Raw genomic sequence first — 21,151 nt, forward strand, 5'->3', positions numbered from 1 at the left:
GATGCCTGCAGTCCCGAAGGGAAGATGAGGAGGGAACTTCTTGTTGCAAGCAATAAGGCTACGACACACCAGCTGTTCGGGGCTGGTTAAGGTTCACTTGTTCGTGTAATGCTGTTATAAAATCGCTTACCGTATGAACTGTTTTGCCATTCAGTAATTTATCTGCCAAACCTTGTTTTACAAAGACTCTAATAGCGCCGCCTAATTCACCCTTACGTAAGGTGGATAAATGGGCTAATAGATTCGTTGGATTTTCTTTTAAAGCATTTTTAAGCGCCTCAATAGCCTCTTTATTTGCCGACGCGCTCTTTTTAGAGGCAAAAAATCCAAATGGATAGTCTTTATTTAATAGATCCTCAAGAGCCAGAGTGCTGTTTACATAAGAAACAAAATGTTCATCAATAGCTATATTGGCTTGATGTGCCTTGGTGACTGCCTTTATTAATTGGAATTTTTCAAAGTTGGGGTCGGATGACTTTAAATGGTTTAATTTATGGAGCTCCTTACTTTTATTTATTTGATCTTCAATCCACTTTACGGTGATCTGGGTTAAGTCATCGCTGCTTAATATGACATCAATACAAAGATTATATATAGGTGATGTTTCTGCGAAAGAAGCAGGGTTTGCAAGTAATATTTTCCTTAAAGCATGACGATATGCACTGTTGAGATATCCAATGAGTTCCTTTTCATTAATGAGATCCTCTTTAGTGTGAGTTTTTTTAATAAATTTTAAGGGATCATAATAACCGTAAATCGTATTTAGTCTGGGCATACACGCTACTCCTTAGCCTGTTTCAAAATTTTGCTCGTTCTATCTGGATGCAGAAATTTTTATGAATTAAACATACCATACACTATGTTTAAAATATAATAAGTATTTGCAATAAAAATAATACATGGCGGATAAACTAACCCATTGAAGATCTCGAACACCCTCAACATCTTGTTTTTTTAATTAATTCAACCTCACGATAAAATATATTTGTTCAAAAAACCTAAATCGAATCGATGAGTATTTTTTTAACAAAAACTCATTTAAATATAGATAGACAATGCCTGTACGCAAGTGTTATTGAATATACTAAAGAATTTTTAAAATTGAGGTTAATGCAAGAACACCATACCTTTGTAGCTTGAAAAATGGAGCCCCACGGATTATTTCGTTCCGTAGAGGAAATGCAGAAATTTTTATGAATTTAACGTAGCATACAGCGTATTTAAAAATATAAGGATTTGTAATGAAAGTAATACATGATGGTGATGCTGCCTATGAAGATATAATGGCATTATGTTTATTGCTGCTAAATGCTGATGTAGTTGCTGTCACTGTAGCCTATGGAGAGTCGACTACCAAAATTGGTGCCGAAAATATGGAGCGAGTATGTCGGATGTTAAAACCCACAGCAAAAATTCCTGTTGCATACGGAATTAATGCTGCTTTGGATCATCATGGTACACCCTTTCCCGAATATATTAATAAAGAAGCAAATACTATTTTAAATAATACCGATGTGCCCACCATTGCAGATTCTCAAGTTACTGATTCTGCAGTTCAGTTAATGTATGACACGTTAATGTCCAGTGATGAAAAAATAACGATAGTAGCTACTGGCCCTTTAACAAATATTGCTCAGCTGGTATCTGTTCATCCTGATTGCATAGAAAAAATTGAAAAAGTAGTTATTATGGGAGGCGCTGTAAAAGTACCGGGAAATATTTCGGATCTGATTCCTAATACAAAAAATACCCAGGCAGAATGGAATATTTACGCTGATCCAAAAGCCGCAGAAATTGTGTTTACCACAAAAAATCTTTCCATAAGGCTTGTGCCAATCGATATTACCCGTCAAATGCCTATGACACGAGAGTTTTATGCACGATTGGATAAGGAAACATTACCCTCATTAAAATTGGTCAAAGATATGTTAGCGTCCTTATTACGAGAGATGGGAGCCGAATTATTTTATGGTAAATTACAATTTTGGGACAGCTTATCAGCCATGATCGCTTTGAATCCAGCTATGGCAACATTTGAGGAACTCTCACTCATAATTGACTTAAGCACAAGCCAGACAAAAATAGATGAAGCATCAAGCTCTGAAGTAGCTCGTGTTCAGGTTGCAACCTCGCTCAACAATGTTGAGGCTGCTTATGACACCTTCTTAGGATTAATGAAAACAGGAAAAGAGCATGTCAAGATGAGTTCAGATTATAACGGAACCTTTTTTGGATTATCGAAACCAGCGGTGTTTTCTCAAAAATCACTCGATCCAGAAATACCCACAAGCACTCTCACTTAATCCGGGCTGCTTGCAGCCGGGGCTGCACGTATTGTTTTTCTAAGCAAGCTTTTCGTGAACTCGTTCCATGTTAATCAATTTTTGCCATTTTGAAATAATCAATACAGCAATGGCATTACCAATCATATTGGTTAAAGATCTTCCGGAAGACATGAAGCGATCTACTCCAAGAATTATAACCACCCCTGCAACGGGGATCGTGCCTATAGCCGCCAGGGAGCTGGCCAATATAATAAAACCGCTGCCTGTAACACCGGCCGCTCCTTTTGAACTGATAATCATGATAAGCAATAAAAAGATTTGCTGATGAAGCGTTAAATCAGAGTTGGTTGCCTGTGCGATAAATAAAGCAGCAAGGGTAAGATAAATTGCGGTCCCATCCAGGTTAAAAGAATAACCTGTTGGTATCACCAAATCGACCACTGATTTATCGCACCCTAAGTCAATTAATTTTTCCAGTAAATTAGGCATGACTGTTTCAGAAGATGAGGTAGCAAAAACAATAAAAATTTCAGTTTTTAAATACTGGATTACTTTAAATACATTTAAGCCTAAAGCAAAATAGAGAACGCTGCCGAGCAGGATCACGATAAATGCAATGCAAGTTAAATAAAAACAAATCAGTAATTCAGTCAATTCAAGCAAAGAATGAGCGCCATATTGACCAACTGTGTAAGCCATCGCAGCAAAAGCTGCTATTGGAGCGTAATGCATCATTGCATGGATTATATTAAAAAATATTTTTGCCAGATGCTCGAAGCCTTCCAAGATAAATTTTCCTTTGCTTCCATAAGACATCAAACCCAATGCAAATATGATTGCAACAAACAACACTTGCAGAATTTCCCCATGAATAAATGCACTAAAAAATGTTTCAGGAATAATATTTAGAACAAAATCCTGAACATTGTTTATTTGCTCTGCTTTACCAAGATATGATCGTGCTTCAGATATATTTAAAGAGGATGGGTCTATATTCATCCCGGTACCAGGCTGGAATATATTTGCAACAACCAGCCCCAAAGTTAAGGCACAAAGCGTTGTGAGCACAAAATAAATCAATGATATACCCCCAATCTTCCCTACCGTCTTTAAGTCACTCATTGCAGCAATACCTGAAACAAGGGTTAAAAAAATGATGGGGGTAATCATCATTTTTATTAGCTTGACAAATAAATCCGCAAAGGGTTTAAATGAGATAGCGAGTGCTGGAGCAACTATACCCAGAACAATACCAATAATAATTCCCGCGATAACCTGCACATATAACTTTTTAAAAAATTTCATAATGAGCCTGCTCAGTACAATGATGTTTTCTTCCAGTATTCCGACATAGCACGAGAACTTCATTTACAATAATGGGGATGAAGTTGCGATTATATCCGGTTTAAGGCAAAAGAGGAGAAAATTAGCATGCGTGGCCAAATGTAGTGTGAAGCAGAAACCTGGATTACAGGTAATCCAGGTTTGTTGATTCGTTTGGAATAAGTTAATTTTAAGTCAATTTAAAAATAATATTTATTTTCCATGGAGTACAGAAGCGATTAAGTTCTATTCGGGCCTAAACCATAACGAGACACTGCTACTTCTGAATTATCATCATTAATCTTAGTTTCATATCCTTGTATTTCTTTTGCTACTACGCTGGTTTTTTTTGTATTTTGTCTGCCCATCGCTGTAAGCTTATGTAAAACATTATTTATATCGTATTCTCCATTTAATCGTGCAATATCTTTGAGTAGGTAAGTAAGAATAATACCTTCCTTTGCCCTGTCATGACTTTCGTAAACAACTGTTGATTTTTCAGGAGATTGGGACAGTTTAATTTGTTGTGAAAAATAGCGCAATGCCGGCAACATCTGCAGCATAGTAGGTTTGTAGTGCTCGCTTTCATTGCTAATTGAAGAAATTTCACCGGTGTTATCTGTTTCTATAAAACCGGCAGCTTTTACTGGCTGCCCCGCAAAAAACCAGGAATGATTCCAATTATAGCTGGAAGGCACGGCATAAAGATTATTATTTTTATCAAGGACATAGAGTAATCTGCTATCTAAAATTACTTCATTTTTGTAATTATAAAGTTTGCCCTGATTAAAATGTACTAAATAAGGCGCTCTTTCATTCTCCGTATGCAAATAATGACTTGTATCCTCGGTGAGAAATTGACTGTCCATGGTTATTAAGTCCGAGGGAATGTTAGTGGCGTTGATATCATCAGGTGAAGGAGTTAGAGAAGGATTTTCGAATGGATTACTCCGGGAGAAATAGTCTTCAACGGATGAGTGATTACAAATTTGCTGAACCGTTTTAGCTAAACCGGATAAAAAGGATAGTTCTCGTTTTAGAGAATTATTTTCTACTTCAAGCTCTTTAATCGTTTTACTTGTTTCCAAAATACTCGTCTTCAACGCTTCAGCTTGTTGTTCCAGGCGAATTTTTTTTTGTTTCGCTCGTTCTCTCGCATGACGTTGATTTAAAGCATTTTTTGCTTTTTTTAATTCTTTTTTCTCTTCATCTTGGAGATCGCCCCGTCTTTCTTCAAGGAATTCAATCCTACCCTGTAACTCCATATCATTAAGTTTTCTCTTTTTGGAGCGATGTTCGACCTGAGGCGACGGTTGCGAGTCAATTACTGGAAATAAATCAAATTGATCAAAAGGAGGCCAATTCAGTAAATCACTTGGGGTATAGGGGGGGTCATCATTTTGTTTCAGTTCTTCTTTTGGATTCTCTAAATGACTTGACGTACTTTTTTCTCCAAAAGCATCAAGGCCGTCAAAATTAGAATCTAAGAAATCAAATTCGTCGATGCCATCAAAAAAATCATTTTTTCCAAACATAAAATACCTCGATTTTTTAGGATCATTTATTTAAGACAAAATGGCGCAAGTATATAGAATCATCATTAAGAGAACCTTAAGGGGTAAATAAATAGCTGACTTAACTCGATATGGCTTAAATTTGAATGATTAAATAAGGAGTTCTATTTGGATGGCACAACCCAGGTGAACGACCGCGTAATAGTTCATCCCAGGCTATGCGTACTTATCCAGACGTTGAATTTTTTTATGAAGGATTAGCTACTTTGTAGATATATTGTTCGTATCGAATATAACTCTCTTGAAAAGCTTGCGTCAAAATGTTCTGTATTACATAGTTTTTCATCTCATCAACATTTTCGCGGCCATCCCATTCCCAAGTAATTGAAAAATATCCATCCTAGGTGTAGCACCAGCCTGCGGACTCTTGCTCGCAATCATTTTTCCATTGGATATCGCGTAATAATTTAAATGGTCCCAGCGCGCTTTACTCACACTGCCAGGCAGGATATGGGATTGATTCATCATATGGATGTAGTTACGCTCATAAACGAGTTGGACTTCTTCTCTAAAGGCAAAACGGTTGTTAAAAAGTGATTGTTGTACCTCAAGTAGAAATTGGTCTTAGCTAGAGGCTGTGACGGAGGATCTTGGGTTACGGTGAGTTTCACTGTTCCACTCTTATAAAAATCATCAACAAGATCTTGAACAATATAAGCAGTAGGATATAAATTTTGATATGAAGCAGGGAGCACGAATTTGAAATTGTAAAGATTTCCTGTATTGTTAATTTGTATCTTTTTAGCATCAGGCACCTTGATATCTTTGCACTCAAGAGCGCGTGCTCCGTGAGGAGACTTTACAACAGAAACAGCACCAGCCTCAGAATAGCATAGGCTCAGGGCTAAAAAGAGAATGCCTCTCTTAACCGTAGTAATTCGTTGCATGATAGTTTCTGAATTAAAGATATTTAAAATAACATGAAGATACTTATGTGTTAACTTGTTGATGATTTGTTTTTATTGGAAAAAAATAAAGGTGCAATATACTTGTTAATTCATCTTTTATTGGACATGACAGAAATACTATTAAGGAATTAATATGCCTAAATCAAAAGCTCATCAGGCAGTAGAACAATTTTATAAAAATGTAAAAAATCTTGATTATAAATATGGCTATGAACAAGAACACCTTGCAGGAAGAGCTGCATTTCTTCTGGAGGCAGAATTAAGAGCTCTTTTGGCCAAGGATTTGAAAAATCCAAATTCTTCATCCCTTGATGCACAGCAAGAATTAATCAATGATGCTGTTAAGGTTGTTACTCAATATGAAAGTTTAATGAAAGTAGCTCCTGGTACGGTAAATGAACTGAAAGCAATAATTAATTATTTTGTTGGTAAAAAGATTTTCGATGTAGAGGATTCAATATTTTCAGAGTCTTATAGACCCACCGAAGTGGATAGTTCTAAAAAAGATGTTGCTCGAAATTTTAAGCAATATAAAGAGGAACTTGTCGCTATAAAAACATCGGTAGAACTGAATGCGAATGAAGAAATTTCGTATAAAAGTATAATATAGTTTCTAAATTCATACCCCCGTCTGCAGGAGAGGGGAACGCTTTTTATTTGAGCTTGACATAAACAATCAGCTATTTGATTATATCCGCATCGCTTTGCACCAGTATATTTTTCCAGGAATCTGCCAGCAGTGAAAAAAATATTTGCTTTAACTTGTTTATTGATCAGTTTGATAACTTGGGGTATGGATGTGTTTGCCATAGTCAGTCCCTGTGCTTACTGCCGTGTTCAACGAACAGTGATTGGATTGCTTGGACTCATTCTATTGCTTCCATATCTCCGATCTTTTTGTCTTCGATATCTTGGTAACGTGCTTGCTTTTTTTGGAGCAGTAATCGCTGCGATGCAGCATTTCAACGGATGGAACGAGATTTCACAGGGTAATTTTCAATTGGTTACTCCCCTGTATGCAAATGCTTTTATTCTCTCTGGAGCTGCGCTTGCAATTATTATCGCAGAGGCAATGATTTTGAATAATGCAAGGGATGTTCGAGCTACCATAATTTAGGGGTAGGGAGTTAAATGGTCTCAGTTACAGTAATTGGATCCGGAGCCGTTGGTAAATTTTATGGCGGATTGTTTACCCTTGCGGGATGCCACGTTTGCTATCTCGAACGCTCTGATTTCACAATTTTGCAAGAGAAAAAATACTATGAGATTGAATTACCTGATGGTCATGTTGTAAAAATCAGGCCCAGTCAAATTGAGAATGATTCGTTACAGCTTCCAAAGTCCGACATCATTATCATTGCATTGAAAACAACTGAAAACCATTTATTGAAAAAACTCCTTCCTCCTGCTCTTAAACCAGAAAGCAAAATCCTTCTTTTGCAAAATGGCATTGGTAATGAAGAGTATGTATCTGCTTTTATTAAAAATCATTCCATTGTATGTGGCGTGACTACGATTGGCGTTACCCGAATAAATTCTGGATATATCAAAGTAAAAGATCTTGGCGAATTAAAGTTAGCTCCTTTTACTAAGGGTGATGAATCTTCTTGTGAATATATAAGGCAACAGCTCGTATGTGCTAATCTTTCCGATGCCCTTTGTTCCAAAATACACCTTTTTGAAAACCATCGTGCTCTTCGCTGGAGCAAGCTATTATGGAATACTTCTTTTAGCAGTCTCTCTCTGGTGTTTAACACATCAGTGGATGTCCTTGCCACCCAAAAGCATTATCAAAACATTGTTAAAGCGATAATGCATGAAGTATGTGTCGTTGCAAAAGCAGATGGAGTAGAAATTGAAAAAAATATTGAAAGGTTAATTCAACGAACAATAACGTTGCAAGGATATTATCCGAGTATGTATCATGATTTTAAAATGGGCAAACCTATTGAGTCTCAATATATTGTGCTTCATATAATCGATCATGCACGATCCCACCACTTGAATTTACCTTTACTCTCTTTAGTTTATGAGAAGCTAATGATGCTGCAAAAAAATGGCAAATGGTTTAGCGCTTCCGATCAAGAAGAAATTTGTCGCCAGTTAGAGATCAAAATCCAGAAGCTTGACGAGCTCATTGGGTTGTAAACTGGGACTCAATTCGGAACTCTGTTCTCGGCCTGCGTTTGTTCACAGTATGAAAGATTTTATTCTATTAATGAGCTTTATTGTTAGTAATAGAGCGTATTTGATATTATTATTCAGTATTTTTATGATTTACCTGCCTTAGAGATACAATTGAGAAAACCTGGTATCAGCCAAATTTCAACATTTCAATTTTATTCTGCTGATTTGCAAAGCTGGATGCGTTTTAATTTATTGGCCACTAGGATAACTATGTGGATTAGTTTGTCTTTATTCGGTCTTTATATATTTATTTTTTATCTGGGTAATGGGATTACAGGAAGAGGTCTTGAATGGAATCAAAAACTGCCTGGTCTCTTTGAGACCAATGAGATGCTTCCAACAGGCGGAATTTCGCTCCACTTTGTTGCAGGAGGTATTCTCTTAATTTTGGGATTTATCCAATTATCTCACTATGTACGCCAGAGATTTGCTTGGTTTCATCGTATATTAGGCAGGATATATATAGCTGCATCGCTGCTGGCTGGCATAGGTGGTTTGACTTTTATTTTCGCTCACGGAACGATAGGTGGTTTGGTGATGGATATTGGCTTTGCAGGTTATGGCATTTTGATGATTACTGCTGCTATCCAAACCTTGCGTTTTGCTAAACGCGGTGAGTTTTCAAACCATCATATCTGGGCACTCAGGCTTTTTTCATTGGCTATTGCATCCTGGCTTTATCGTATGGATTATGGATTCTGGTTCTTTTTTACTAATGGTTGGGGGCATACTAAGGATTTTCATGGATGCTTCGATCAGTTTATGGCATTTTTCTTCTATCTCCCTAATTTGTATGTGGCTGGGCTGATTGCCCGAAGTAAATCTCAATCCCTAAGTCTAATATATCAGTATATTGGGGGTAGCTTACTTGTTTGTGTTAATGTATTTATTATTGTTGGAACTTACATATTTTTGAGCCGGTCATGGTGGCCAGCCATTCTGAAAGTATTTGGTTTTTCGTGATGAGATCAATGGTTAATTTATTCTCTGATTGCTGCCAAAACGACAATCAGAGAATATAATTTATTTATTGGTTTTGAGGATTGGTTGCGGTTTGATTACCTGATTTTATCCCAGAATTTAAGATGACACTCTCAAAATTCTGGTCAGTTCCTACAACCAGCAATCCGTTATTAAGCTTATAAAAATAAACACATTCTTCCTTTCCATTAAACCAGTGCTCCCACGTCATGCAAATACTACCATCATCTTTTACGAGCCAAGTTCCTTTATCATTTTGTGGGGCACCCTCGGTTTGTTTCGCAAATCCTCCCATCATTTTACCGTCTTTACTAAAATAGCCGGTAAAACTATTGGCAAGTACTTTATCGTTGAGCGTAGCGGCTGATATTGTCGTGACAGTCTTATCGCTTAAGGCTTCGGTTACTTCCGATTTACTCATTGAAGAAATCGATGCAGCAAAGCTAAGTGAGGAAGTTGCCAATAGAACAGCGGCAATGGGTAATAGTTTCATAATTATTCTTTCCTTGAAAATTTATTATATTTTAAAAGAAGAATAGCAGAAATAAAAAAAGTGAGGTAGCTTTGGAAATTTTATCTTTAGCAAGTGATCTTTTTCTGCTGGCCTTCTTCCTTTAAAGACAAATACGGTGGCGGTGGAGAGAGTAGTTACAAAATAGTGCATGTTTCAGAGTTTTGCTCAGGACCCGTATTGGTATTACCTCCTTCTTTTAATTGCATGTATTTGCTTTTAAAAGGTGTGCTACCAGAATTATCTAACGGATTATACTTTTCGAGCTCTTCTGGAAGCGGCTTGAGTTCTTTTTGTAATGAGCTCGCTCTAGTTGCTAAATCTAGAGCACTGTAATAAACCCTCCGCTCATCATGAGTAATCTCTTTAAAATATGAGTGTTTTGTCATGCTCTTTATTGAAACAAAATCCATAGAACGTATTGACCTATATAATTCATCTAAAAAGGAATTACGATCATTTGAATTATCTGAATTTATCATCCCCCGTAGATTAATTAACAGCTCTTCTCTTTGGGAGGATAATTGGCCCCAGTATTGATCGTATACGTCCTGATATTTTGTTTTCAGTGTTCCATCCAAATCCATATTGGGATCGCCTAATATAGAGCTGATAGCATCCATTTCTTCAAGCTTTTCTAACATTGCTTCATCAGTTTGGCTGTCGGATTCATGGATTGTGGGAATTGCGTCTTTGTATCCTCTTTCAGAAAAGCAAGTCATCTGTTGTTTGGTAACCGAAATGGACTCAACATCATTCATGTCAAGTAACTTAATCTCTGCAATCTGAATCCCATATGTTTCGCATAATGACCTTAAATATCGCTCCATACCTAAATAGGGATGATGCTCCAGCCCTTTTTTATTTTTAGGTGTGCCTATTTCAAAATAAATGGGTTGCCCACCAGAAAGCTCTTTTAATTTTAATAGCCATTCTTTATAGGTAACATTATTTGTATTATCAGGCCGGTCAGCAATTGTTTGTAGATGGTAGAGTCCAAACATAGAGTCATTTTTTGCATAAATTGCGGTACATCCTCCAAAATCTTGTGTACGAAGTTCATCATTTGAATTGATTGGAAGTACTTCTCCATTATTCATCCGAACATCAGGCATAGCTGGCTCCTTGATAAAACACCCTATTATTAATTATATATTAATATTTATAATTGATTAAAAAGAGATCAGCTCCATGCCGGGTAATAACAATACCTAGTGACTTAGACTTGAAACATAGGGAATAAATGCAGGTGCAATCTGGGACGTGGCCCATGTCAGCTTAAGAAGCCCAAGGATGTAGGCTAGCCTGAAAAGCCAGAGGGAGCATTAGCAAGTAGCAATTGTCTTGAAATAAATTTTCAAGACAATTGCTACTCTCTAAATTTTAGAGCCATTTTTTCTTGAGCTTTTTGTGAATGGTTTTCTATCGGCTTTATTGTATGTTGAAGTTGTTTTCTTATGAGTAGGAGAATGTTTTTTTGGCTTGGAAACGATATTGGTCTGGGGGAGATTGTGCTTGGGTTCGAAATCTTCGATTTCAATACGGTTTAACTTGTGTTGAATTAGTTTTTCTATAGCGTGTAATTGATTTACCTCATCAGCACTTACTAGGGAAATCGCTACTCCTGAGGCGCCAGCGCGTCCGGTTCGCCCGATACGATGGACATAATCTTCAGCAACTTGCGGTAAATCAAAATTGACCACACAGGGCAATTGATCAATGTCAATTCCTCGTGCAGCAATATCTGTCGCGACTAAAATATGTAACTCTCCAGACTTAAACTCGGTTAAAGCTTTAGTTCGCTGGGATTGCGATTTATTGCCATGGATAGCCGCAGCATGAATTTGAGCTTCAGCCAATTGCTTAACTAATTTATTTGCACCATGTTTGGTCTTTGAGAATACTAAAGTCTGCCCCCATTTATTTTTATGAATTAAATGGCTCAATAAAGCAGCTTTTTGACTTTTATCAACTGGATGTACTGTTTGCTTGATTTTAACTACGGTTGTATTTCGAGGTGCAACATCAATTTCTACAGGTTGGTTTAGAATGGTTTTTACAAGATTGCGAATGTCATCAGTAAAAGTAGCTGAAAACATGAGATTTTGTCGGTTTTTTGGCAACCATTTAATAATTCGTTTCATGTCATGAATGAAGCCCATATCCAGCATTCTGTCCGCTTCATCCAGAACAAGCGTATCAACTTCATCGAATTGTATGGCGCGTTGCTGATGCAAATCCAATAAACGTCCCGGGGTAGCGACTAAAAGCTCAACCCCAGAACGTAATTTCATCATTTGCGGATTAATTTTTACCCCACCAAAAACTACTGCGGAGCGAAGCGCTAGATGGCGTCCATATTGAATGATGCTTTCATGGACTTGACTCGCTAATTCACGTGTTGGAGTTAGAATGAGCACACGAGTTCTGTTGCTTTTAGCTCGGGGTTGTGTGCTGAGTTTTTGTAAAATAGGTAATACGAAACTTGCTGTTTTACCTGTTCCAGTTTGTGCCGAAGCCAGAACGTCTCGACCTGATAATATCTTGGGGATGGCCTGAGTTTGAATAGGAGAGGGCTCTTTGTAACCTAATTCGCTAATGGCTTGAAGTAAGGGTTCGATTAAACCTAACGGCTTAAAACTCATGCGGTTTCCTTTATTTATAGGGGACAGTGAAAGGGGAAATGGTTCTGTTTTCATTTCAAATTGTTTATTTTCAGGGCAATTGTATCACAAATGTTAGAGAGTATGTTAGTAAATAAACTGTCTTGGGCTCCTAAACAGTTGTTTACCTAAGATCGGGATGAATAATGCTTTCTGGAATATTCCAGAAAGCATTTGATACGTTATGATGTTTTATTTATAAGTATAACCCATCGTTTGCTCATATTTTTGCAGGTATTGCTCTTTAGTTTTTTCATCTAATCCATTCCAAAAAGCTTCTGTGGTTGGTTTGGGCGACATTTTATGGGGAATACCTTGAGTTTCTTCTGATAAATAAGACCTAAATTCAATATCTAATGCATCATAAATTTTTGATTTTTTATGGAGATGATTCTGGAGAATAACTTCTTTTTCTTGTTTTCCCAGCATACTCCAATATTCATTGGTTGGTACATGGTTAAAAAATTCTACGCGTACTTTGCGTGTTGTTTCAGAAATATAGGCTTTAAACTCGGCATCAAGCTGGTCCCATTCATTAGTAAAGAAACTTGAATTGCTTCCTGGAATGGAAGGGTTTTTTTCTGCTTTCTGTATTGCTGAGTGCGCCTCGAGCACTTCGGTAATGCCGTTTTGTAAATCTTCTGGAGATTTAACTTGAATTGCTTTAAACCCATGGGTTCTTGCTTCTGATACATTATGAAAGGAGTCATCAAAAAAATATATTTCTTCTTTATTGACATTAAATCGTAAGGCAATTGCTTCTAATCTCGGCACCTTGCTGCCGTCGGTACCTTTTTCTGGACCCATATAATTTTCAGGTGGAATATTTACACCATAGCGTTTAAAAAAATCCAGCGCGTGTGGAATTACCTCTTTATCTAAATCTGCACCATTATTTGTTACTAAAACGATGTGGATGCCTTTTTTTTGAGCACGTTGAAGTAACTCAGCGGTTTGTTGTCCTCCAACCATTACCGAATATGCTCCTGGGATCACCTCATTCCCTACACGCATCGGCTGTCCTAGACCATGGTCATCATATTCTGACCCAGTTTGTAATGTCTCTGACACATCGAATGCTAATATTTTTGTCATATTGAGTCCTTGTTATTCAAAAATAGGTAATTATAAACCAAATTTATTCAAATTTCCTTATGTTTGTTTGGTTTTTGGGCAAAATGGGTGAATTTTGCCGAGGGTATTCACTTCATTCACAATTTTAAGCATTGTTTCCAAGATATATTTGGCATAGTCTGTCATTCATGTAATTGGAAGCACTTCCTTGACACGTTCTCATCGCTTTGCTTAAGATGGTTACCATGCTGCCTTCTTCAAATGATTTGTATTATTTTATCGAAGTGTGTCAAACGTTGAATTTGTCACGTGCTTCTGAACGCCTGGGAATTAGTCAGCCCTCTTTAAGTAGTGCAGTCAAACGACTTGAACATGCAATTGGCACCAGTCTCTTTATCCGCATAAAAAATGGCTTGAAATTAACGAAATCGGGGGCGCAATTTTATACCCACGTCAAGCAATTGATTCATTTATGGGAAACCGCTCGCGCAGAAAGTCTGGCAAGTGTTAATGAAATCCAAGGGGATTTTGCTCTTGGTTGCCATCCTTCTGTAGCCCAATATGACTTGCCTTTATTTATGCCCAAGTTGCTTGAACAATATCCGCAAATAAGAATTACCCTGAAACATGATTTATCACGCAAAATTCTCGAAGGAATTATTAATTTTTCCATTGATATTGGTATTGTTGTTAATCCAGTGAGGCATAGAGATTTGATTTTGCAAAAGCTTTACGATGATGAAGTAGGCTTTTGGCAGCCTCAAGATAGAAATCTCATGAAAGAGCAAAAGATTTTAACCTTATTATGCGATGTCGATTTATTGCAAACGCAAAAATTACTCAAAGATTTGGAAGCAATGGGCATCAAGGAATATCGTTTATTGCCTACCTCAAATCTGGATGTAATTGCCAGTTTGACTGCAGCGGGGTGTGGTGTGGGTATTTTACCTCGCTCCGTAGTATATACTCATCATCAGCAGCTGCTTTCCCAAGTTCCGAATACACCCATTTTTCATGATGAAATTTATTTAGTATACCGACCGGAGCAAAGGCAGGTTAAAGCGTTTCAGGTTATAGTGCAAACAATTCGTGATTCGTGTAAAAACATGCCGCATTAAATGGTTAAGCAACATCTGAAATGATGTCTTCGTCTAAATGTTCATTAAACCAGCGGATTAAGGTTTCTTCACCTAATTGCTCGTAAATATAATTCAAAAAAAGCTCTAATTGGTTGGTAAAATCATCTTCAGTAAAGTTCAATTTTTCACGCATATTGGGAACATGATGCAAATACTCTCCAAAGTAGCGATTACAGAATTCATGGTAATCCAAGGTAATCAGAATAAATTCATGCCACATATTATCGACCGGTCTCATTTCTTCATGCATGACAGGAATGAATTGCAGGTCTGGATTACCGGGGTTGGCTTTTAAATCATATTCGTGTTTTACACTGAGCCATAGATATTTGAGCATGTCGGCAAACAGCAGTTCTGCTGAATCAGAATAACCAGGAAAATTTTGTTTAAATCGCTCTATAACTAATGGGTTTTTGTATTCTAGTAATAGTCTAAGATTAGGTAATTTTTTCATGGTCATTCTCATAAAATAGTCTATGGCTAACAGGATATTAGGAATAACGACAGCATTTGCAGCGCATCATCCCTTTTTGTCTTTTGGCTTTAACGATTTGTTGCACTAGTTGTTTTTTCATCTTTTCTCTCCATTGGTAATTGTGTTTTTAGCATAATTTATATGGAGCGTTTTAACTATAAAGAAAAAGCTATCGCTGTAATAGTTTATTGTAAAAATCCCTGCCAGGTACGTTTTGAAATTGTCACGCACTTCCAGAAATCAAACCGTATTCTTGAAAGTGCGCACAAGTCATCAGTACTCATTTTTTCAAGAAATTAATTTCATTTTTTTGTTGGTAATTTACTAATTTCTTCCGCTACTTCGGGCTCATTAATACCACGAATAACCACCTGCTCCTTTTTCTCGACGTTTGTCACTTCATAGGTAACCTTACCTAAGGTTTTATTTAGACTCCTCAAGAAATCTGAAGATCTTACCTGGCGTGTTTGCTCAACTTTTTCGAGAGGTATAAGTGCATCTACACGATGTTGGCCGTCTTTGCGCAAACGGACTGAAACTTCCGGGCCAATTAGAGATTTCAGAATGGAGGCGGTCGACGTATTAAGCTCCTCTGATTCGTAACTATAACAACGAGCACTTATTTGATTCCATAAAGCGGTATCCAATTTTGGATCGGAATTTTGAAAAATATTAATTCCAAGAGGGAAATAAGCATCATAACCTTTTCTTTCATAGGCCGTAACCAATTCTCTGTGATCTGAAGTTTCATTAGCTGGATTATGTACATGGAACCAGAGAAATTGATCCGGATTTTCAGCGTATTGTTTAATCATTTGTTGGAATATGCAATGACCAAACCCCAAAACGACCACAATTCCTCCATCATTTTTCCTGGCTTCTTTTAAGGTGTTATCAGTAAGTGTTTTTTCTCTTCTTTCGGAATTCAGACGCTTTTCTTTAAGCTGCTCAGAAACCGGTAAATCAATTCCGCCAAGTTTAAAACCTTGGTCCCTCATTGCTTCAAAAAGTTCCAGTTTAGCAAAAACGCTTCTTAATTTTTCAGCTTCGCGTGCATAATCAGGATGGGCAGGCGGCATTTCCTCTAATCTTTTTGCTTGCATTGAAACGAGCATTTTCATCATAGAAATATTTTGCTCCAGTGATGCTCCTGGCTCCATTCCATCGACACAAATCGTGGTATAACCTGCTTTTTTTAAATGAGGCAGTTGTTTGATAAGGAATTCGCTTGTGGCCCTATCTGCATGGCTTTCGAATAATACAACAGGGGGGAGTGCATATTTCGCATACATGATTTTTTCCCAATCTAAGTGTACTATTTTAATTATAGTAAATTAAATTTTATACAATAACTCCAAATGTAGAATTAATTTCATCCTAATGAAGAAATAAATTTTGATTTTTCCTCTATAGTTACTCAACTATTGAGTCTCTTGTTCCATATCACTTGATCTACGTTAAGTAGGTGTTTAGCTATTAAAAAGGCTATCAATAAAGTTATTTTCCCTTTCCTGCTCTGTTGGCAACTTACGTTGACCTAATTCTTGTTCCCCAAGAAAAACCGTTTGTCTTTGAGTGAAGAATAGCTGGCTAGCAGCTATAGAAAGGTAATAGAAATGATGGTCATTAGTTTCATAATCCATAGCGTTATCATCAGCTCCAGGCAGAGAATTATCATGAGTCTGATTTGCTTTATGGCGTTTTCTGGAGGAATTGACTTCGTTGTTGTTCCCTCTCTTATGTCTTGGAGTAGTAAAAATTACTTCATCTGGGACAAGTTTATTCTGACTAAAATGAACAAATTCTGTCATAAGAAAATTCTTTTTAAACAATTCAAATCCCATTGATAAAATCATGTCTGGATAATTTGGATCTAAAAAATAGACCTGTTGAGTCGGTTGATCGTTACAACCAATTAAAAGGACGCAGTGAGGGATGTTATCTGCAAACTTGTCAATGTTGTAAATATTTCTTTCTAAACCGCTTGCTGTAGTAATTTTTTCAGAAGGGGATAAATTTCGACCGGGTAAGTTATTTCCCCTAGTGAGCCTTATTGCAATGGGTCCGTATTCTTCTAAAATATTTTTCAGCCCAGGTATGGAGAGATGATCCTTAACAAGATTTATGTCCTCAAGGGTTTTGACGGGTAAATTGAGTAATTTTGCCATGGTAATGTCAACTCCATATTTATCCACAAAATCGACAACCCAATCCCCTTCATAGCTACTGTCTTCCTCGTCCAATATTTCATCTCCAAATCGGGTAAGATCTTCGGCATGATCTGTCAATATATTGATCATGATTTCTCTGTACCCGTCCGTTTCATGTTTGCATGCCTCAACAATTTCTTGTACATAAGGTGGGATATTATTTGGCTGTCCATGCATAGCAAGGAGATGCAAGAATGAAAAGTAGTAGCACTGTGGGCTGTTCTGGACAGGAACATGTGTATGTTTGGGTATGTAAATAATCTCTTTCTTGCTTAACATTTTATTTATCGCTCATTTTAATCTTCTTTGCCATTCAGGTATTTCTATATCTTTTATCGCCACATTCGCTATGAATATATAAAACATAATGATATATTTTAAATCATTATGCTTAGGGAAGTGTTAATTAGTAGATCATTGCTCCAGCTGATCGGAGATGTTTTTAATTGGGGAAAAATCACCCGAAAGCGATCGAAAAATGCACTTCTTTTTAGCAAGAAAAAAGAAATAATTGATTAAATGTATTATAAAAGGGGATTTTTTATTTCATTTTGAACCGGTGGGGGCGGGGAAAAGAAATAGAGAAGCAGTAAAATGAGAAAAATAATTATAGAAATATAAAATACAATTTTTGCATTATTTGCTAATGAAGGATCTGTGCTTTTATATCCAATGTATCCTGAAACAATCACTATAACTAAAAAAATAAAAGCTGCAGTTAACATTTTATCGTTCCTTTTAAGAGTCAAAAAGTATTTATTTCCTTGCTTTTGTTTAGCCTCTTTTATTTTAATTATAGATATCTTTTGTAAGTTCGTTTTTTCAGGGATGGTTTAGGGGCTGTTTACAATTCTACTTCCTCGGCCAAAATAGCGAATTGTAAACAGACTCTATTAGATCGGTCATTTTTTTTTCTGAATTATTCATGACGAACTCGTTTGTTTTTGTATTGCGATTATGTTAAAAATCATGGCTTAATACCGCAATAATGCGGCAATATCTTTATCTTATAAAGAGATTTTCATGGACGAAAATAATAAATCCCTGGCTCTCCGTGTCTGGATAGTCTGTGCGCTGGGTTTGTTCATAGATGGTTATGATTTATATATTGCTTCTGTAGCAGAGCCTTTTATTAATGCTTTGTATCATCCTTCGTCACTTATGATTGGCCTCACTCAAGCTGCAGCACCTCTTGGGGCAGTATTTGGTGCAATCATTGTTGGTCGCTTGGCAGATATGCTGGGTAGGAAAAGTATGCTCATTATAAATCTTGTATTTTTTGTGCTCATTGCTCTGTGTTCCGCTTTTGCCTGGAGTATAACCTCACTATGTGTTTTTCGATTTTTACTCGGTTTTGGCGTGGGGGCTGATTATCCTATTTGTGCAGCCTATTTAGCTGAAATGATTCCACCTCATAAAAGTGCCCAATTTATCGCAACTGCTATGTTTATCAATTGCCTTGCTTCTCCAGTAGGTGTCATTGTTGCCTGGCTTTTATTTAAACTGCATCCTCAACTCGATGTTTGGCGATGGATATTTGCTTCAGGAGCAATTCCTGCAATTGTAGGATTGTTATTTAGAGCTAAGCTGCCAGAGAGTTTTTTATGGCAAGTCCATCAACGGTTAAAACCACGCTCAAGACGTGCTGTTTTCACTCATTATCAATTTATATTTTCGCCAAGAATGATAAGAGTTACTGTTTGCCTTTGTCTTTGCTGGTTTTTACTCGATATATCATATTATGGAATAGGGCTATTCACTCCTTACGTCTTACAGGCATTTAACCTTTCGAGCGAAGCAAATTTCCTAAGTGCGCAAACGGAAGTTCTAAAAAGCACTTTAGTGGTCAATATTTTTGTTACCTTAGGTGCTTTTGTCGTCATTTTTTTTGTCAATCACGTTTCTTTGATTAAACTGCAGAAAACAGGATTTCTCTTTTCGTTTGTGGGATTGTTAATTCTTAGCCTCAGCTATCTGTTCCCAAGTACTGGCATTATTTTTATAGGATTTATACTGTTCAATTTTTTTATAAATTTTGGTCCAGGAATTTCAACTTACCTACTGCCCGCAAAACTTTATAATCCTGAATTTAAAGCTACGGGACATGGATTGGCGGCTGGAACCGGGAAATTTGGTGCGTTTATTGGAACGGTTTTTTTACCTATCCTTCAGGCTCACTTGGGTATTTATCTGACTTTGGCTATTCTTGCCAGTACTCTTCTGCTGGGTTGGTGGTTAACAAAATGGTTAGAGCGGGAAGAGGGTAAATTAGCTACTGTTTCGGATGCAATTTCTGAAAATACATTGCTATCAGCGTCTTAAAAGGGGAAATCATGAATTATCAATTAAGTGAAGCGCAACAAAGTTTTTGGCAAAAACAGGGATTTGTCCTTTTGCAAGATTTTCTCTTGATTACTCTGAAACACCATCTGCAAACCTGGTGTGATGAATTAACATCTTGGCCTGAAACACCAGGTAAGTGGATGAAGTATTTTGAAAAAAATGCCCAGGGTGGACGCCAGCTTTGTCGTGTTGAAAATTTTATTGATTATCATAAAGGAATGTATGAGGTAGCTAATGGCTCACGTACTTTAAACTTAGTGTCTTCATTAATGGGAGAACAGGCCTCTATTTTCAAAGAGAAAATTAACTATAAATTTCCGGGCGGGGGAGGTTTTAAACCGCATCAGGATGCTCCTGCTTTTATTAGCTTTAACCAACGATTTCACATCACCATGATGGTGGCAATCGATGATTGTACTTTAGAAAATGGTTGTTTACACGTAGTTAAAGGAGGAGCGAATAAGCCTGTAATTCTTCCTCAAGAAGCGGATGGTTCGATTAAAACGGAAATTGCAGAGACTTTCCAGTGGACTCCAATTGAATGTAAAACGGGAGACGTCATTTTATTTGATTCTTATTTACCGCATTATTCTGAGGCAAACCGCAGCAATAAACCGCGTCGGGCGATTTTTATTACCTTTAGCAGATTGTCTGAAGGTGGGGCGAAGCGTGAAGCTTATTACCAGGATAAGCGGGAAAAGTTTCCTCCAGACTGTGAGCGCGATCCCAATAAAGATTACTCAGCCGGTGCTGCGATTTATAATGTCGCTAATCCTATTAGTGAAATGATGCAATGAAGACAATGAATCATATCGACCAAAAAATTGATAGGGTTTTTCAGTATTTGTGTTTCTCTAAAGACATGGATTACATTGGAGAGTCTGTTTCGCAATTAGAACATGCGTTACAGTGCGCCTATTTTGCCGAGCAAGCAGGACATGGCCAGGAAGTCATTCTTGCGTGCTTGTTGCATGATATAGGGCATTTTGCCTCAGATACCGAGCAAAACAAGATGGCAGATTTAGGGGTAGTGCATCATGAATGGATTGGTGCGCAATTAGCCTATAGCTCAGGATTTTCTGCAAAAGTAGCCTTGCTCATTGGTAATCATGTGAATGCCAAACGCTATCTGGCAGGAAAGAAAAAAGACTATTTTGAGCGTTTATCTGAAGCAAGTAAGAAAACGCTTCTCTTTCAAGGCGGGGTGATGTCGGATGAGGAGATGCGGCACTTTGAGGCAAATACTCATTTTAAAGATATATTACGCGTGCGAGTAAATGATGAAAAAGCCAAAGAAATTGGTTTGGAGGTTCCCGACCTTGTTTATTATCGCCCATATTTATATAAGCACTTTGAGGAAACGGTAGGATGCCCAGTAAATATGGTGCTCCCAGATTATGTGGATAATGTATGGGTAGAGCAATTTAAAGCGTCACTTGAGAATGAGTGCAATAAGAATTTATCCGGTGAAAAATAAA

Annotated in this window: 21 protein-coding genes; 9 read left to right on the plus strand and 12 right to left on the minus strand. The window is 37.2% G+C overall.

Features of this window, described 5'->3' with window-relative positions; translation table 11 throughout:
* Window positions 1-58: 58 nt before the first annotated feature.
* Window positions 59-775 (minus strand): hypothetical protein, encoded by a 717-nt coding sequence (locus FOLKNPGA_RS04335; RefSeq protein WP_182351840.1) that lies wholly within the window; start codon window positions 773-775, stop codon window positions 59-61.
* 466 nt (window positions 776-1,241) lie between these two features.
* On the opposite strand from FOLKNPGA_RS04335, the gene FOLKNPGA_RS04340 reads away from it, so the two are divergent.
* Window positions 1,242-2,303, plus strand: a complete 1,062-nt coding sequence (locus FOLKNPGA_RS04340) for a nucleoside hydrolase (protein WP_182351841.1) — start codon at window positions 1,242-1,244, stop codon at window positions 2,301-2,303.
* Window positions 2,304-2,342: 39 nt separating this feature from the next.
* Here the strand turns inward: FOLKNPGA_RS04340 and dctA are convergent, their stop codons facing one another.
* The 3 genes from dctA to FOLKNPGA_RS18850 all read right to left on the minus strand — a co-directional run bounded on the left by dctA (window position 2,343) and on the right by FOLKNPGA_RS18850 (window position 6,069).
* Entirely contained in the window at window positions 2,343-3,590 is a 1,248-nt protein-coding gene (gene dctA / locus FOLKNPGA_RS04345) for a C4-dicarboxylate transporter DctA (RefSeq protein WP_182351842.1), read from the minus strand.
* A 257-nt stretch (window positions 3,591-3,847) separates the two neighbouring features.
* Window positions 3,848-5,143 carry a bZIP transcription factor gene (locus FOLKNPGA_RS04350; protein WP_182351843.1) on the minus strand — a complete coding sequence of 432 codons (1,296 nt, stop codon included), beginning with the start codon at window positions 5,141-5,143 and terminating at the stop codon, window positions 3,848-3,850.
* Window positions 5,144-5,646: 503 nt separating this feature from the next.
* Entirely contained in the window at window positions 5,647-6,069 is a 423-nt protein-coding gene (locus FOLKNPGA_RS18850; RefSeq protein WP_255466051.1) for a hypothetical protein, read from the minus strand.
* Between the two features lie 154 nt (window positions 6,070-6,223).
* On the opposite strand from FOLKNPGA_RS18850, the gene FOLKNPGA_RS04360 reads away from it, so the two are divergent.
* The 4 genes from FOLKNPGA_RS04360 to FOLKNPGA_RS04375 all read left to right on the plus strand — a co-directional run bounded on the left by FOLKNPGA_RS04360 (window position 6,224) and on the right by FOLKNPGA_RS04375 (window position 9,240).
* Window positions 6,224-6,700: a hypothetical protein gene (locus FOLKNPGA_RS04360; protein ID WP_182351844.1), complete on the plus strand. Its 477-nt coding sequence runs from the start codon at window positions 6,224-6,226 to the stop codon at window positions 6,698-6,700.
* A 129-nt stretch (window positions 6,701-6,829) separates the two neighbouring features.
* Window positions 6,830-7,207 (plus strand): hypothetical protein, encoded by a 378-nt coding sequence (locus FOLKNPGA_RS04365; protein WP_220471050.1) that lies wholly within the window; start codon window positions 6,830-6,832, stop codon window positions 7,205-7,207.
* Between the two features lie 14 nt (window positions 7,208-7,221).
* Window positions 7,222-8,238 (plus strand): ketopantoate reductase family protein, encoded by a 1,017-nt coding sequence (locus FOLKNPGA_RS04370; protein WP_182351845.1) that lies wholly within the window; start codon window positions 7,222-7,224, stop codon window positions 8,236-8,238.
* Window positions 8,239-8,388: 150 nt separating this feature from the next.
* Window positions 8,389-9,240, plus strand: coding sequence for a DUF2306 domain-containing protein (locus tag FOLKNPGA_RS04375; protein WP_220471051.1), 852 nt, complete (start codon window positions 8,389-8,391; stop codon window positions 9,238-9,240).
* A 64-nt stretch (window positions 9,241-9,304) separates the two neighbouring features.
* Here the strand turns inward: FOLKNPGA_RS04375 and FOLKNPGA_RS04380 are convergent, their stop codons facing one another.
* The 4 genes from FOLKNPGA_RS04380 to FOLKNPGA_RS04395 form a co-directional block, all read right to left on the minus strand.
* On the minus strand, window positions 9,305-9,751 hold the full coding sequence (locus tag FOLKNPGA_RS04380; protein WP_182351846.1) for a hypothetical protein: 447 nt from the start codon (window positions 9,749-9,751) through the stop codon (window positions 9,305-9,307).
* Between the two features lie 155 nt (window positions 9,752-9,906).
* The gene (locus FOLKNPGA_RS04385) at window positions 9,907-10,884 is read right to left on the minus strand and encodes a hypothetical protein (RefSeq protein WP_182351847.1); all 978 of its coding nucleotides are present in this window, start codon (window positions 10,882-10,884) and stop codon (window positions 9,907-9,909) included.
* Between the two features lie 261 nt (window positions 10,885-11,145).
* A complete protein-coding gene (locus FOLKNPGA_RS04390) occupies window positions 11,146-12,414 on the minus strand; it encodes a DEAD/DEAH box helicase (RefSeq protein WP_182351848.1) in 1,269 nt (422 codons plus the stop codon).
* Window positions 12,415-12,624: 210 nt separating this feature from the next.
* The gene (locus FOLKNPGA_RS04395; RefSeq protein ID WP_182351849.1) at window positions 12,625-13,527 is read right to left on the minus strand and encodes a hypothetical protein; all 903 of its coding nucleotides are present in this window, start codon (window positions 13,525-13,527) and stop codon (window positions 12,625-12,627) included.
* A 224-nt stretch (window positions 13,528-13,751) separates the two neighbouring features.
* On the opposite strand from FOLKNPGA_RS04395, the gene FOLKNPGA_RS04400 reads away from it, so the two are divergent.
* Window positions 13,752-14,624, plus strand: a complete 873-nt coding sequence (locus FOLKNPGA_RS04400) for a LysR family transcriptional regulator (protein WP_182351850.1) — start codon at window positions 13,752-13,754, stop codon at window positions 14,622-14,624.
* A 4-nt stretch (window positions 14,625-14,628) separates the two neighbouring features.
* On the opposite strand, the gene FOLKNPGA_RS04405 is transcribed toward FOLKNPGA_RS04400, so the two are convergent.
* The 4 genes from FOLKNPGA_RS04405 to FOLKNPGA_RS04420 form a co-directional block, all read right to left on the minus strand.
* Window positions 14,629-15,099: a hypothetical protein gene (locus tag FOLKNPGA_RS04405; protein WP_182351851.1), complete on the minus strand. Its 471-nt coding sequence runs from the start codon at window positions 15,097-15,099 to the stop codon at window positions 14,629-14,631.
* 323 nt (window positions 15,100-15,422) lie between these two features.
* The gene (locus FOLKNPGA_RS04410) at window positions 15,423-16,412 is read right to left on the minus strand and encodes a hypothetical protein (RefSeq protein WP_182351852.1); all 990 of its coding nucleotides are present in this window, start codon (window positions 16,410-16,412) and stop codon (window positions 15,423-15,425) included.
* A 177-nt stretch (window positions 16,413-16,589) separates the two neighbouring features.
* Window positions 16,590-17,420: a hypothetical protein gene (locus tag FOLKNPGA_RS04415; protein WP_182351853.1), complete on the minus strand. Its 831-nt coding sequence runs from the start codon at window positions 17,418-17,420 to the stop codon at window positions 16,590-16,592.
* Between the two features lie 434 nt (window positions 17,421-17,854).
* Window positions 17,855-18,055 carry a DUF1328 family protein gene (locus FOLKNPGA_RS04420; RefSeq protein ID WP_182351854.1) on the minus strand — a complete coding sequence of 67 codons (201 nt, stop codon included), beginning with the start codon at window positions 18,053-18,055 and terminating at the stop codon, window positions 17,855-17,857.
* 298 nt (window positions 18,056-18,353) lie between these two features.
* Here FOLKNPGA_RS04420 and FOLKNPGA_RS04425 point away from each other — a divergent pair, with 298 nt between their 5' ends.
* The 3 genes from FOLKNPGA_RS04425 to FOLKNPGA_RS04435 are packed head-to-tail and all read left to right on the plus strand — an operon-like array spanning window position 18,354 to window position 21,150.
* Window positions 18,354-19,652 carry an MFS transporter gene (locus tag FOLKNPGA_RS04425; protein ID WP_182351855.1) on the plus strand — a complete coding sequence of 433 codons (1,299 nt, stop codon included), beginning with the start codon at window positions 18,354-18,356 and terminating at the stop codon, window positions 19,650-19,652.
* A gap of 11 nt (window positions 19,653-19,663) precedes the next feature.
* Entirely contained in the window at window positions 19,664-20,470 is an 807-nt protein-coding gene (locus FOLKNPGA_RS04430) for a phytanoyl-CoA dioxygenase family protein (RefSeq protein ID WP_182351856.1), read from the plus strand.
* Between the two features lie 5 nt (window positions 20,471-20,475).
* On the plus strand, window positions 20,476-21,150 hold the full coding sequence (locus FOLKNPGA_RS04435) for an HD domain-containing protein (protein WP_182351857.1): 675 nt from the start codon (window positions 20,476-20,478) through the stop codon (window positions 21,148-21,150).
* Window position 21,151 lies beyond the last annotated feature (1 nt).

The sequence above is a fragment of the Legionella sp. PC1000 genome (genome assembly GCF_014109805.1).
In the GTDB taxonomy this organism is placed as follows: Bacteria; Pseudomonadota; Gammaproteobacteria; order Legionellales; family Legionellaceae; genus Legionella; species Legionella resiliens.